At 62.8% G+C, this 12,763-nt stretch carries 13 protein-coding genes and 2 tRNA genes; 10 read left to right on the top strand and 5 right to left on the bottom strand.

Features of this window, described 5'->3' with window-relative positions; all coding sequences use genetic code 11:
- Positions 1-36: 36 nt before the first annotated feature.
- From AC4FWB_RS12670 to AC4FWB_RS12660, 3 genes are all read left to right on the top strand, one after another.
- The gene (locus AC4FWB_RS12670) at positions 37-1,077 is read left to right on the top strand and encodes a sugar ABC transporter substrate-binding protein (protein ID WP_491026376.1); all 1,041 of its coding nucleotides are present in this window, start codon (positions 37-39) and stop codon (positions 1,075-1,077) included.
- A 100-nt stretch (positions 1,078-1,177) separates the two neighbouring features.
- Complete coding sequence (locus tag AC4FWB_RS12665; RefSeq protein ID WP_491026374.1) at positions 1,178-2,173, top strand: ABC transporter permease; 996 nt, start codon at positions 1,178-1,180, stop codon at positions 2,171-2,173.
- 13 nt (positions 2,174-2,186) lie between these two features.
- Entirely contained in the window at positions 2,187-2,957 is a 771-nt protein-coding gene (locus AC4FWB_RS12660) for an SDR family NAD(P)-dependent oxidoreductase (RefSeq protein ID WP_491026372.1), read from the top strand.
- A gap of 21 nt (positions 2,958-2,978) precedes the next feature.
- On the opposite strand, the gene AC4FWB_RS12655 is transcribed toward AC4FWB_RS12660, so the two are convergent.
- Positions 2,979-3,054, bottom strand: a tRNA-Val gene (locus AC4FWB_RS12655).
- A gap of 219 nt (positions 3,055-3,273) precedes the next feature.
- On the opposite strand from AC4FWB_RS12655, the gene AC4FWB_RS12650 reads away from it, so the two are divergent.
- From AC4FWB_RS12650 to AC4FWB_RS12635, 4 genes are all read left to right on the top strand, one after another.
- Positions 3,274-3,350: transfer RNA gene (locus AC4FWB_RS12650), tRNA-Asp, on the top strand.
- A 205-nt stretch (positions 3,351-3,555) separates the two neighbouring features.
- Positions 3,556-4,902 (top strand): NAD(P)/FAD-dependent oxidoreductase, encoded by a 1,347-nt coding sequence (locus tag AC4FWB_RS12645; protein ID WP_491026371.1) that lies wholly within the window; start codon positions 3,556-3,558, stop codon positions 4,900-4,902.
- A gap of 92 nt (positions 4,903-4,994) precedes the next feature.
- Complete coding sequence (locus tag AC4FWB_RS12640; RefSeq protein ID WP_491026370.1) at positions 4,995-5,294, top strand: hypothetical protein; 300 nt, start codon at positions 4,995-4,997, stop codon at positions 5,292-5,294.
- 292 nt (positions 5,295-5,586) lie between these two features.
- Positions 5,587-5,931 carry a hypothetical protein gene (locus AC4FWB_RS12635; RefSeq protein ID WP_491026369.1) on the top strand — a complete coding sequence of 115 codons (345 nt, stop codon included), beginning with the start codon at positions 5,587-5,589 and terminating at the stop codon, positions 5,929-5,931.
- A gap of 50 nt (positions 5,932-5,981) precedes the next feature.
- Here AC4FWB_RS12635 and AC4FWB_RS12630 read toward each other — a convergent pair whose 3' ends face one another.
- The 4 genes from AC4FWB_RS12630 to AC4FWB_RS12615 all read right to left on the bottom strand — a co-directional run bounded on the left by AC4FWB_RS12630 (position 5,982) and on the right by AC4FWB_RS12615 (position 8,664).
- Entirely contained in the window at positions 5,982-6,080 is a 99-nt protein-coding gene (locus AC4FWB_RS12630) for a putative RiPP precursor (RefSeq protein ID WP_491026368.1), read from the bottom strand.
- A gap of 110 nt (positions 6,081-6,190) precedes the next feature.
- Entirely contained in the window at positions 6,191-7,120 is a 930-nt protein-coding gene (gene rbsK / locus AC4FWB_RS12625) for a ribokinase (protein WP_491026366.1), read from the bottom strand.
- Positions 7,121-7,124: 4 nt separating this feature from the next.
- Positions 7,125-7,577: an RbsD/FucU family protein gene (locus tag AC4FWB_RS12620; protein ID WP_126099934.1), complete on the bottom strand. Its 453-nt coding sequence runs from the start codon at positions 7,575-7,577 to the stop codon at positions 7,125-7,127.
- Positions 7,578-7,605: 28 nt separating this feature from the next.
- A complete protein-coding gene (locus AC4FWB_RS12615; RefSeq protein ID WP_491026364.1) occupies positions 7,606-8,664 on the bottom strand; it encodes an ABC transporter ATP-binding protein in 1,059 nt (352 codons plus the stop codon).
- Positions 8,665-8,941: 277 nt separating this feature from the next.
- Here AC4FWB_RS12615 and AC4FWB_RS12610 point away from each other — a divergent pair, with 277 nt between their 5' ends.
- The 3 genes from AC4FWB_RS12610 (at position 8,942) to AC4FWB_RS12600 (ending at position 12,762) form a co-directional block, all read left to right on the top strand.
- Positions 8,942-10,618, top strand: a complete 1,677-nt coding sequence (locus AC4FWB_RS12610; RefSeq protein ID WP_491026363.1) for an ABC transporter substrate-binding protein — start codon at positions 8,942-8,944, stop codon at positions 10,616-10,618.
- 96 nt (positions 10,619-10,714) lie between these two features.
- Positions 10,715-11,836 carry a carbohydrate ABC transporter permease gene (locus AC4FWB_RS12605; RefSeq protein WP_491026362.1) on the top strand — a complete coding sequence of 374 codons (1,122 nt, stop codon included), beginning with the start codon at positions 10,715-10,717 and terminating at the stop codon, positions 11,834-11,836.
- A gap of 8 nt (positions 11,837-11,844) precedes the next feature.
- Entirely contained in the window at positions 11,845-12,762 is a 918-nt protein-coding gene (locus tag AC4FWB_RS12600) for a carbohydrate ABC transporter permease (RefSeq protein WP_491026361.1), read from the top strand.
- Position 12,763 lies beyond the last annotated feature (1 nt).

Here is a 12,763-nt window from a genome sequence, read left to right as displayed (position 1 = left end):
ACAAATGAGGGGTCCGGCTAAAGAGGAGCGAACGACATGAAGCGAATGCTACTTTCTGTCTTCGGTATCCTGGCACTGGCAATTGCCACGCTCACGCCGGCATTCGCCCAGTCGAAGGGTACCGTCTATTATCTGGTCCCGACACTGCTCGACGAATTCCAGACCGGCTCAGTGAGCGCGCTGGAGCTGTTCCTGAAGCAGGTCGGCTACGAGATGAAAACGCTGAACGCCGACAACAAGACCGACGCCCAGCAATCGCAGATGAACGACGTGATTGCGCTAAAGCCGAAGGCGATCATCCTCGCCGCGGTCGATTTCAACGCGCTGAAGCCCTCGGTCGAGGCGGCACGTGCCGCCGGCATTCCCGTGGTCGAGTTCGATCGACAGATCACCGCGACGCCTTCCGACTTCACCTCGGTCGCCGGCACGGTCGAGATCGGCCATATCGCGGCCGAACAGGCCGAAGCGCTGCTGAAGGCCAAGAACGGCTCGGTCAAGGGCAAGGTTCTACAGGTGCTCGGCGATCCCGGCGATCCCTACACGCTCGACATCCAGAAGGGCTTTGAGGAGAAGATGAAGGCGTTCCCGGACGTCAAGATCATCTCTCTGCCGGCCATGCAATGGGCGGCGGATGCAGCCGGGACCATCGTCAACGACCAGATCCTTGCGAACCCCGACATCGACTTGATCTTCAGCCACGCCGCGCATCTTTCGGTCGCCGCCGTCGCTTCGCTGGAAGCCGCCGGCAAGAAGCCGGGCGACGTGATGCTGATGAGCTCGAACGGCGCGCCGGTCGGCCTCGACCTGATCCGCAAAGGCTGGCTCAACGTCGAGGTCGAGCAGCCGCTCTATGCACAGGCAGCCGCGGTCGCCATGTTCATGGACAAGGTCGCCAACAAGCAGGAGATCAAGCCCGGCGACTATGACGTGCTGGGCCTGAAGTCGGTGGTGACCAAGGAAGCCTGGGGCCCGAACATCAAGATCCCGGGCGCCGCGATCACCAAGGAGAACGTCGACAACCCGGCCTTCTGGGGCAACCAGAAGCCGCCGACGGATACCGTCAAATCCGTCGAATAGGCTAGCTCCGCAAGGCTCCGGGCCACCGCGGCCCGGAGCCTCCCCTGCGCGTCCGACCAAGTGGCCGCGCAGATCGTCCTGGCGCCAACCGGATCACACGATGAGCCCACGCACCCGCCATATCCTCGAACTCGTGCTCGACAATCTCGTCTGGTTCATGCTGGTCTTCGTGCTGGCGGTCTTCTCGATCTTCATTCCCAGCTTCTTCCAGCTCGGCATCTTCGCCAATATCGTCGAGGCTTCCAGCGTGCTCGGCGTGATGTCGATCGGCCTGGCGCTGGTTATCATTGCCGGCCACATGGACCTTTCGGTCGAATCGGTCGCCGCGCTCAGCGCCATGGCGGTCGGCATCATGTTCTGCTCGTCCGGCATCGGTATCGGCCTGCAGCTGCATCCGGAGTGGCTGATGGTGCCGGTGTCGCTTGCCGTTGCGCTGGCGGTCGGCGCCGTCATCGGCGTCATCAACGGCTTTCTCATCGTCAGGCTGCAGATGAGCGCCTTCATCATCACGCTTGCCTCTTACATCTGGGTGCGCGGCCTGGTGCTGGTGGTTTCGGGCGGGCGCTCGGCGCAGGATCTGGCGCCGGCCATCCGCTGGTTCGGCATCCAGCGGCTGGCCGGCCTGCCGCTCACCGCCTGGATCGCGGTCGGCTGCTTCGTGGTGTTCTCGCTGATCCTGGCCAAGACGCCGTTCGGCCGGCATCTGGTGATGATCGGCGGCAACGAGACGGCGACCTTCCGCGCCGGCATCCGCGTCAACCGCAACCTGATCATCGCCTTCGTGCTCGCCGGCGCCATTGCCGGCCTGGCCGGCTGGCTGCTTGCCATCCGTACCTCCGGCGCCACCGCCAATCTCGGCGTCGGCCTGCTCTTCAATGCCTTCGCCGCCGTCGTCATCGGCGGCGTCAGCCTCAAGGGCGGCGTCGGCACCCTGCCCGGCGTCTATGCCGGCGTGCTGCTTCTGTCGGCCATCAACACCGCCATCAATTTGATGGGCCTGCCGGCCAACTTCACCCAGGTCATCCACGGCTTGCTCGTGCTGGCGGCCGTGCTGCTCGACGCATTCAAGCAAACCATTCGCCAAAGACTCGCATGACAGGATGGCTCGCATGACCGGACGCATCGAAGGCAAGGTAGCGGCAATCGTCGGCGCCGCGCGCGGCATCGGCAAGGGCATAGCCGAGCGTTTCGCCGAGGAAGGCGCAAAACTGGTGCTTGCCGACAGCGAAGCCGAGGCGGGCAAGGCGAGCGCCGACGAGCTGGGTGCCGCCTTCATCCACACCGACATCTCGAAGATGGCCGACGCGGAAGCCGTCGTGGCATTGGCGCTGGAGCGCCATGGCCGCCTCGACATCATCGTCCAAAACGCCGGCATCTACCCCTGGCAGCTGATCGAGAACACCAGCCCGGAGGACTGGGACCGCGTCATGGCGGTCAATCTGCGCGGCAGCTTCAATGCCGCACGCGCAGCACTCCCGCCGATGAAGGCGCAGCGGAGCGGCCGCATGCTCTTCACCTCTTCCATCACCGGCCCGCAGGTGAGCAGCCCCGGCCACGGCCATTATTCGGCGAGCAAAGCCGGCATCAACGGCTTCATTCGCGCCGCGGCGCTGGAATTCTCCGGCTATGGCATCACAGTCAACGGCGTCGAGCCGGGCAACATTCTGACCGAAGGCATGAAGCTGCACCGCGATGCCGCCTTCATCAAGAGCATGGAGGACGCAGTTCCCCTCGGCCGCCTCGGCACGCCGCGCGACGTCGCCAACGCCTTCCTGTTCCTCGCCTCCGACGACGCCAGCTACATCACCGGCACGACGATCGTCGTCGATGGCGGCCAACTCCTGCCCGAAGGCCAGGATTTCCGCCTGACGCCGTCTTGATTATGTATTATGTCGGGAAACTGGTGGGCGATGACGGGCTCGAACCGCCGACATCTTCGGTGTAAACGAAGCGCTCTACCAACTGAGCTAATCGCCCGCTCCGGGCCGGACCTTTAAGCAGTTAGGGCTCCATTCGCAAGGCCCAATGAACTGCCGGCGCAACCGCTGTCAGGGCGGATTTCCCCAATGCCGGCGCACTTGTCAAAAAACCTTCTCCAGTTTGCTGTTATGCTCACATGCCGCGCTTGACACCCGCAAACGAACCCCTTATCCAGCGCCCCAACGACGAACACGCCTGACACGTGCTCGTCAGTGCGCGGGTGTAGCTCAGTCGGTTAGAGTGCCGGCCTGTCACGCCGGAGGTCGCGGGTTCGAGCCCCGTCACTCGCGCCATTTCCAACTCCTCGACAATGCAGAGTTTTTGTTCCGATCTCCGGGTCGGAAGAGATTCCGCTTCAACTTCTTGAACATGACCGTTGCGGGCCAATGCCAGCGCCGCACGCTAGGCGGCCTGTGCTCCACCTTCCCCTGAACTGCCTCAAGAAAAGTTGGCTGCCGCTAGTCCATAGCTGTCGTCTTCTCTTTCAGGATGCGCCACTTGCCCACTTTTCCTTTCTCCGAAGCGGACCCGATTCGATATCCCGGTCCTCCACCGAAAAGTTCGGATGTGGTGATTATCGGCGGCGGCATCATCGGCGTGACGACGGCGCTTTTTCTTGCGCGGCGGAACATCTCGGTGACGCTGGTTGAAAAGGGACGGGTTGCAGCCGAGCAATCGTCTCGAAACTGGGGATGGATCCGCAAGCAGGGACGCGATGCGGATGAGCTGCCGATCGTGATCGAGGCGTCGCGTCACTGGCGGCAACTGGCTGAGGAATGCGGCGAGGACATCGGCCTGAAGCAGACAGGCGTTACCTATCTGGCAAGCTCGGACCGCGAAATGGCCGGGTTCGAAAAATTCATGAAGATCGCCGCCGCCCATCAGATCGATACGCGCCTTCTGGACGCGCAGGAAACCGCCGGTCTCATCAAAGGCATGTCACGCAGTTTCAGGGGCGCGATGACGACACCTTCCGATATGCGGGCGGAGCCTTGGGTGGCGGTGCCAGCACTCGCCCGGCTGGCGGCCCGCAACGGTGTGAAGATTGTTGAAAATTGCGCGGCGCGAACCCTGGAAATCTCGGCCGGAAGGGTCAGCGGCGTGTGGACCGAGGCGGGTCACGTCGCAACCTCCAGCGTCCTGCTCGCGGGCGGCGCGTGGTCTTCCCTCTTCCTGCGAAGACATGGCGTTTCGATTCCCCAGCTCAGTGTCAGGTCGACCGTGGCCGCGACAGAGCCGATGGCTGAGATCCACGCGGGCGCCGCGGCAGCGGATCACATTGCCTTCAGGCGCCGGCAGGATGGCGGATATACGCTCGCTCCCGGAGGAGGCAGTTTGCTCTACGTTGGGCCTGACGCGTTCCGCCACGCGACGAAATACCTTCCCGCGCTCATGGCCAATCCGTTTGGGACACGCTACTCGCCGGCCGCGCCGGACGGCTACCCGGATAGCTGGTCGACGCCGCGTCGCTGGACGCCGGATTCGCAAAGTCCATTCGAAAGGATTCGGGTGCTCAATCCCGCCCCCGCCTCCTCGGGCCTTCGTTCGATCGAACGCAATTTCACGCGACTTTTCCCGCAGCTCGGGCCAGTTCGCATCAAGGCAAGCTGGGCGGGCATGATTGACGCCATGCCGGACGTCGTGCCCATAGTTGATCGCGTGCAGGCGATCGTCGGCCTTGTCGTCGCTACGGGCATGAGCGGTCACGGCTTCGGCATCGGGCCGGGAGTCGGTCGGGTCGTCTCCGACATGATCCAGGGAAACGGGATCGGCCACGATCTGACTCGCTTTCGCCTGTCGCGCTTTTCCGACGGCAGCTCCATTCGGCCAGGTCCGGCCCTTTGAGCATTTTGCAGCCAGGCGGAATCGCTTGGCGCCACAGAAATGCGGGCAAACAAAGAGATAGAGCACGGCGCTGAAGCTCCGCTCCGGGTTTGATGGCGCCGAATATCGTGCCGGCTGTTGAAGTCCTTGCGCCGGAACCATTCCGGCATCGCCTCGTTCCGCCCAAGGGCCGAAAACGGGAGAGACAGATGGCTGTGAGATGTCGCGTTTCGATTGATGACGCCAGGGATGTGGACGAGCTCGCCTTCCAGGAGCTGCCGCGGGTGGGTGAAAGCGTATCCATGCCGGTCGAAGGGTCAAATATGGACCTTCGCGTTCTGCGCGTCGTGCATATGCCCGGCAGCGAGCAAGACGCAACGACGAAGCTGGAACTGACCAGCAAGATTCTTTAGCGGCGTTCCCTGATTTCACTCGCCCGTTACGACGCCGGAGGCGACGATCTGGGCGGTTCGCGCGGTGAGTTTCTCGCGCTTTACGAGCGTGGGCCTACTCTCTTTTCCCAGGCCTATTAACATTTCAGCGAGAGCTAATCTTGGGACTGAAGTCGCTTTGTCCGGCGCAGAGGTCGTATCGCCGCGCCTGCGCATAAATCGTCAAGTTAACAGGCGACGTCTAAGCCTTTTGGAGAGCTACAGTCTTTGCGCGGAAGGATTAATGTAGTCTTCTCAAATAACGGGTGCCAACATGGCAACTGAAAGCGCGAAGTGTACGCATCTCGTTCCAGAGAATCTGGTTTCAGAGGCCAAGGCACGCCGTGATTTTCTCAAGAAAGCTGGCCGCTTCGCAGCGGTGACTCCGCCGACCATAACGCTTCTGCTAGGCACAAGCCTGAACTCCAAGGCTATCGCGAAATCTGGCGGATCACCTCCAGGCAATTCTGGCGGATCAACTTCGGGCAATGGAGGAGGAGGCAAGCACTTTCACCCCCGCCCGCGCGGCCAAGGTTTCAATTCCGGTGGAGGCCGCTCGGGGGGCGACAACTATGGTGGCGGATCTCACGGCGGCTCAAGGAGCGGCGATCCAAACTAGGCGCCCCCACCAACGCTCGCCAGCGACAGCCCTCTGTTACCCCTTCTGGCTCACTCACCCAATACGACGCCGGAGGAGACGATCTGGGCGGTCCGCGCGGTGAGCTTCTCGCGCTTTACGAGCGTCGGCTTTTCATAGGGCTTTTTCATCGCGCCGTTCCGGAACCGGGCTGCCTTGTGTTTGGTCAAGACAGTGAACGCGCTCGCACCGGTTGCGTTCCGGGCGGTGAGATTTCGCAGGCTTCAGCCGGAGCCAGTCTTCAAGCCCTCGCCAGCAGCGCCTCGACTTCCTGGAGCGTCGGCATGGAGGGCGCTGTCCCCGGGCGCGTCACCGAAATGCCGGCGACGGCGCAGGCGAAGCGCACCGCCTCCAATGGCTCGACACCTTTCGCAAGTGCCGCGGCCAGACCGCCATTGAAGGCGTCGCCCGCCCCCGTGGTCTCGACCACCGGGCCGGCATTGACGGCGCCGACATGGTCGGAACGGTCCTTGGTGTGCAGCAGCGCGCCCTTCTCGCCGAGCGTCACGATAACGGCCCCGACGCCCTTCGCCAGCAGATTGTCGGCGGCGCGACGCGCATCGTCGATCGACGAGACTGGGATGCCGGTCAGTCCTTCGGCCTCGGACTCGTTGGGCGTGACGTAGTTGCAGAGCGTGTAGATGCGCTCCGGCAGGCTGGCTGCCGGCGCCGGATTGAGGATGGTCGTCACCCCTGCCCCGCGCGCGATCTCAAGTGCCTTCAATGCGGCATCGATCGGCTGCTCGAGTTGGGTGATGAAGACGCCGGCCGAGCGGATCAGGCCGGCATGCGCCTCGATATCGGCGGGCGAGATCAGCATCGCCGCGCCCGGGCTGACGATGATGGCGTTGTTGCCGCTGCCCTCTTCCACAAAAATGTAGGCCGCGCCCGTGTAGCTGTCCGGCGTTTCGATCGCGGCGCTTTTCACGCTCGCCGCCTTCCAGGTCTGCCTGGCCATGTCGGCGAAGGCATCGACGCCGAGCCTCGTCAGGAAGGTGACGTCGGCGCCGAGCTTGCCGGCTGCCACAGCCTGGTTCGAGCCCTTGCCGCCCGGCCCGAGCTTGAACGAATTGCCGAGGATGGTCTCGCCCATGCGCGGCTGGCGATCGGCGCGGTAGGCGGTGTCGGCGACGAAGACACCCAGGATGACGACGGGCTTGCCGGCGGCCATCTCCTTACTCCGCGTCCGGCGGAATGACGCCCTTCCGGAAGGCGAAGCAGCCATAGAAGCGGCGTTCGCCTGTCTGGATGACGCAGTAGGCCTTCTTGGCGCGCTCGTAGAAGGCGTAGCGCTCGATCGAGATCATCGGCCAGGCCTTGCCCTCGGCCGCATCGATTTCCTTCTGCACCTCCTTCTGCACCGGCGGGATCTCGTTCGGCTTGCCGACGATCTCCATGCGGGCGGCCGCGTCGTTGACGAAGCTGTCCAGCGGATAGAGCGACAGCACCGCCTTCGCCACCTCGGCCGCCGGCGCATCGATGCGCAGCAGCTTGCCGAGCACGGTCTGCTTGGCAACCGAGTCGGATGGGAAATTGGTGTCGGCGATGATCAGGTCGTCGCCGTGGCCCATCGCCCGCAGCGCCTGGAGCACGTCGGCATTGAGCAGCGGATTGATCCCTTTGAGCATGGTTTCCTCTTGGAAGTCTGTTTTGCGGTCAGAGACGCTTGCCGGTCCCTGCGTCGAAGAGATGGACGTGGTCGAGGCGCGGCCGGAGTTTCAGCGTATCGCCTGGCTTGAAGTCGTGACGCTCACGGAACAGCGCCACCATCTCGCCCTCGCCGAAGCGCACGAACACCAGCGTCTCCGAGCCTGTCGGCTCGACCACCGAAATCGTGGACGCGACGCCGTCGGGATGGATCTCCAGGTGCTCGGGGCGCACGCCGTAGACGATGGCCTGGCCGTCCGCCGCGGTGATATTGGTTGGCATCGGAAAGGCCGAGCCTGCAATGTCGACCACGGGCTTCTCACCCTTTTTCACCGTGCCCTTGAGCAGGTTCATGGCCGGCGAGCCGATGAAGCCGGCGACGAACAGATTGGCCGGCCGGTCGAACAGTTCCAGCGGCGCGCCGACCTGCTCGATGCGGCCGTCGCGCATCACCACGATCTTGTCGGCCATGGTCATGGCCTCGATCTGGTCGTGCGTGACGTAGATGGTTGTGGTCTTCAGCCGCTGATGCAGCTCCTTGATCTCGGTGCGCATCTGCACGCGCAGCTTGGCGTCGAGGTTCGAGAGCGGCTCATCGAACAGGAACACCCGCGGATTGCGCACGATGGCGCGACCCATGGCGACACGCTGGCGCTGGCCGCCGGAAAGCTGGCGTGGATAGCGCTTCAGATAGGGGGCAAGGTCGAGGATATCGGCCGCCCGCTTCACCCGCTCGGCGACCACGGCAGGATCGGTGCCGCGCAGCTTCAGCGCGAATGCCATGTTCTGCTCCACCGTCTTATGCGGATAGAGCGCGTAGTTCTGGAACACCATGGCGATGTCGCGCTTTGCCGGCGGCAGGTTGTTGACGACGCGGTCGCCGATCGAAATCGTTCCGCCCGAGACCGTTTCCAGCCCGGCCACCATCCTCAAGAGCGTGGACTTGCCGCATCCCGAAGGGCCGACCAGCACAACGAACTGGCCGTCGGCAATGTCGACGCTGACCTCATGCAGAACCTTGACGGTTCCGAATGCCTTGGCCACATTGGTGATAGCGACTTGAGCCATCGTCTCCCCTATCTTTTTCGGTGAAGCTAGCCATTGCCAACGGCAAGGGCAAGTCAGTATCTTATAGATAAAAAGCCATTCTTGTTGACAAGGTAATCGATTACGCGAATAGTGGCGAGTGCCAATCCGACAGCCGGTTCTTATCCCGGAAATCGGATCTCCTGGCGACGCAGGGTGGGGTCCCACGTCCACCTATGGTATAGGAGAACCACAGACGTTTCGACGTCCGAGAGATTGGCAATTCAATTCACGACTGAAGTTCTGGGAGGAACCTGAGATGAGAGTCGATCTTTACGAAAAACTGGTGCGCGCCGGGGCGACCCGCCGCGATTTGCTGAAGGGCGCGGCCAGCATGGCGGCGCTCGCTGCGGCGTCCGGCGCCGGGCTAGGCGCGCTGACGAGGCCGGCGGCAGCCGCCGACGACCTGCGCGCGAAACTCTTGCAGATTCCGGGCGTCGGCAAGGGTCAGCCGACCGATGCCGACTTCCAGAAGGTCGGCGAGCTTTGCCTGGAAGCGACCAAGGCTAACGTCAAGGAAGGCGAATTCGCCGGCGTCGAGCTCACCTTCATGGGCCTCAACAACCAAAACCTGCACAATGTGCTGTTCCGCGGCTTCCTGAAGCCGTGGGAGGCCTATACGGGCGCCAAGATCAACTGGATCGACCTGGCGCAGGCCGACTACAATCCGCGCCTGCAGCAGGCGATAGCCACAAATACGATCGATTTTGATATCGTTGAGATGGGTGCGCCCTTCGAAGGCGACGTCTGCGGCAAGGGCCTCACTTCCGAAATGCCGGACTGGGTCAAGAAGCAGATCGATATGGATGACCTGGTGGCTTACCTGAAGCCTCCGGTCGGCACCTGGAACGGCAAGCAGTATCGCGTGACCGTTGACGGCGACACGCACAACTTCAACTACCGCACCGACGTGTTCTCCGACTCCGATCTGGCGGCCGCCTGGAAGGCTGACAGCGGCGACAAGGCGGGCCTGACGGAATGGGGCGTGCCGAAAACCTGGCAGCAGGTGCAGGCGGTGACCAAATTCCTCAAGGGCAAGCAGATGAAAGGCCAGGACGTCTATGGCTATCTCGACGCGCCCAAGCCCTGGGGTGGTTTCGGCTTCTACTTCCTCGGCAGCCGCGCTAGCGCCTATGCCAAGCATCCCGACGACAAGGCCTGGCTGTTCGATCCGGATACGATGAAGCCACGCATCAACAATCCGGCGTGGGTGAGAGCGATCCAGGACGTGATCGACGCGCTGCCCTCCGAGCCGCAGGATCAAATCAACGCCGACCCGAACCAGACTGCGTTCAGTCAGTTCCTTGGCGGCACAGGTTCGATGGTGGCTTGGTGGGGCGACGTCGGCTCGAACGTCAAAACCAACGACTCCTCGGTGGTTGGCGATGTCACCGGCTTCTCGATCCTGCCCGGCTCGGACGACGTCTACAATTCCAAAACCGGCAAGTGGGACAAGCTCGCCAGCGGTCCGAACTATGCGCCGAACTGCGCCTATCTCGGCTGGGGCGTCTATGTCATGGCCCGCGTCGACAGCGACGAAAAGAAGAAGAAGGCGGCATGGTCCGCCGCCGCCCATCTCGGCGGCAAGGATCTGTCGCTCTGGTGCGCGGCGTATCCGTCCGGCTTCCAGCCATACCGGAACAGCCATTTCAACATTCCGGAATGGGTGGCGGCCGGCTATGACGAAGCGTTCATCAGTTCATATCTGAAGTCGGAGGGCGACTCTTACAACCATCCGAACGCCGCGATCGAGCCGCGCATCCCCGGCATCTTCCAGTATTACAGCGCCGCCGAGGACATCCTGGCCAACACCTTCGCCGGCAAGATGAAGGCGCAGGAAGGGGCCGACGCGATCGCCGCCGCCTGGGAGAAGCTGACTGACCAGATCGGCCGCGAGAACCAGATCAAGCTCTACAAAGCCTCGCTGGGCATGTAGGCTGTCTACGGAGAAGTCGCGGCCCGGCGACACCCTGTCGCCGGGCCGCATCTTTACCGGCAACGACCGGTCATTCTTGCAAACGAGGCGAGAGGCGTGGCTGACCAGATTTCGACCGCGAACGCGTGGCCGGCAAATTCCACATCGGCCGATCTGATCCCGCCCGGCCGCAAGCGCCTCGGCTGGGCCCTGCTGATCGCCGCGACGCTCGCGCTGCTGGCGACGATCGTGATGCAGATCCTTTACAAGACCGAGGTCGACACGATCGGCTTCTATACCTGGCGTCCCGTGGTCTATGCCTATGTGCTGTGGGGCGTGGCGCTTGGCGCCTGGCAGGTGCTGACGCGCGGCGAGGAGGGCCAGCGCGCGCTATTCCTGCTGCCCGCGCTGCTCTTCACCATCGCCATGGTGATCTTTCCGACCCTGTTCGGCTTCTACATCGCGCTGACCGACTGGAACCTCTCTTCCTTCTCGGGTCGGAAATTCAACGGGCTCGACAATTTCTGGCAGATGCTGGCCGACCCCTATTACCGCAACGCGTTGTTCAACATGGTGTTCTATGTGCTGGCGGTGCTGGTCGAATACACCATCGCCTTCGGCCTGGCACTGCTGCTCAACGCGCAGATCAAGGCGCGAAAATTCTTCCGTGTCGTCTTCCTGCTGCCGCTGATGCTGTCGCCGGTCGCTGTCTCCTGGATGGTCGGCAAATCACTGATGGAATACCGGTTCGGACCGGCAGCGACGCTGGCTCGCCATCTCGGCTGGGACAATCCCGCTTTCTTCTCCGATCCGATCATCGCGCGTATCTCGATCATGGTGCTCGACGCCTGGACGTTCATTCCGTTCATGATGATCATGCTGCTCGCCGGTCTGCAGGCAATGTCGCGCGAGGTGCTCGAAGCGGCACGCGTCGACGGCGCGACCACTTGGCAGACATTCTGGCAAGTCACCTTCCCGCTGATGCTGCCGGTGTCGCTGACGGCGGTGATCCTGCGCATCATCTTCAAGCTCAAGCTTGCCGACATCATTATCACGGTGACGTCCGGAGGACCCGGCGGTGCCACGGATTCGGTGTCGAGCTTCATCTATCGCGAGTATCGCGACCGCTCGAATGTCGGCTACGGCACGATGCTCGCCATGGTCTACCTGATCATCATCATCGTGTTCGTCACCTGGCTGCTGAAGATTGCCAGCCGCTTCGTGCGCAACGTCAACTGAGCGGCATCATGAGCGTCCAGACCACCGACTACACCGTTTCCGAGATCCGCTCGCCGGCGGCCTTCGTCACCAGCCGCGTCTTCATCTATGGCGCGCTGGTGTTCTGGTCCTTCGTCTGCCTGTTCCCGATCTACTGGACGATAACCACCTCGTTCAAGTCGGCGGTCGACGTCACGCAAGGCCACCTCATCCCCTTCGTCGACTTTCTGCCTGACTGGAAGGGCTGGCGCTCGCTCGGCCTGTCGCCGGATTCGATCTTCCAGACGTCGACCGTGCGCGACGAGTTCCTCAAGCGCTTCATGAACTCGGTCATCACCTCGGTCGGCGCCTCGAGCCTCGCCATCGTCATCGGCAGCCTCGCCGCCTACGGCCTCACGCGCTATCGCTATCACTTCGCCTGGTTCAAGAATGAGGACATCTCCTTCTTCTTCCTGTCGCAGCTCATCCTGCCGCCGGTCGTGCTGGCGCTGCCCTTCCTGGTGCTCTACCGGGAAGTGGCGCTGCTCGACACGCGCATCGGGCTTGTGCTCCTCTACACGCTGATGGTGCTGCCGATCGTCATCTGGATCATGCGCGACCAGTTCAATTCTATTCCCGTCGAGCTCGAGGAGGCGGCGCTGGTCGATGGCCTGTCGATCTGGGGCGCCTTCTTCCGCATCGTCATGCCGATCGCGCTTCCCGGCATGGTCGCCGCCTTCATCCTGGCGATGGTGCTCTGCTGGAACGAGTATTTCTTCGCCGCCTTGCTCACCTCGACCGATGCCAAGACGATCCCCGTCATGGTGGCGAGCCAGACCGGCTCGCAGGGCATCAACTGGTGGTCGATGGCAGCCCTTGCCACGGCCGCGATCGCGCCGCTGGCGATCATCGGCGTCCTGCTCGAACGCTACCTGATCATGGGCATGACGGCCGGCTCGGTGAAGTAGG

It is taken from the genome of Mesorhizobium sp. LEGMi-168a (assembly GCF_058312955.1).
This window is presented reverse-complemented; position numbering and strand designations above follow the sequence as displayed.

Coding starts and splice junctions, on each gene's coding strand:
- AC4FWB_RS12670 (WP_491026376.1), top strand. CDS start 37: ATGAAGCGAATGCTACTTTCTGTCTTCGGTATCCTGGCACTGGCAATT.
- AC4FWB_RS12665 (WP_491026374.1), top strand. CDS start 1,178: ATGAGCCCACGCACCCGCCATATCCTCGAACTCGTGCTCGACAATCTC.
- AC4FWB_RS12660 (WP_491026372.1), top strand. CDS start 2,187: ATGACCGGACGCATCGAAGGCAAGGTAGCGGCAATCGTCGGCGCCGCG.
- AC4FWB_RS12640 (WP_491026370.1), top strand. CDS start 4,995: ATGGCGCCGAATATCGTGCCGGCTGTTGAAGTCCTTGCGCCGGAACCA.
- AC4FWB_RS12635 (WP_491026369.1), top strand. CDS start 5,587: ATGGCAACTGAAAGCGCGAAGTGTACGCATCTCGTTCCAGAGAATCTG.
- AC4FWB_RS12630 (WP_491026368.1), bottom strand. CDS start 6,080: ATGAAAAAGCCCTATGAAAAGCCGACGCTCGTAAAGCGCGAGAAGCTC.
- rbsK (WP_491026366.1), bottom strand. CDS start 7,120: ATGGCCGCCGGCAAGCCCGTCGTCATCCTGGGTGTCTTCGTCGCCGAC.
- AC4FWB_RS12620 (WP_126099934.1), bottom strand. CDS start 7,577: ATGCTCAAAGGGATCAATCCGCTGCTCAATGCCGACGTGCTCCAGGCG.
- AC4FWB_RS12615 (WP_491026364.1), bottom strand. CDS start 8,664: ATGGCTCAAGTCGCTATCACCAATGTGGCCAAGGCATTCGGAACCGTC.
- AC4FWB_RS12610 (WP_491026363.1), top strand. CDS start 8,942: ATGAGAGTCGATCTTTACGAAAAACTGGTGCGCGCCGGGGCGACCCGC.
- AC4FWB_RS12600 (WP_491026361.1), top strand. CDS start 11,845: ATGAGCGTCCAGACCACCGACTACACCGTTTCCGAGATCCGCTCGCCG.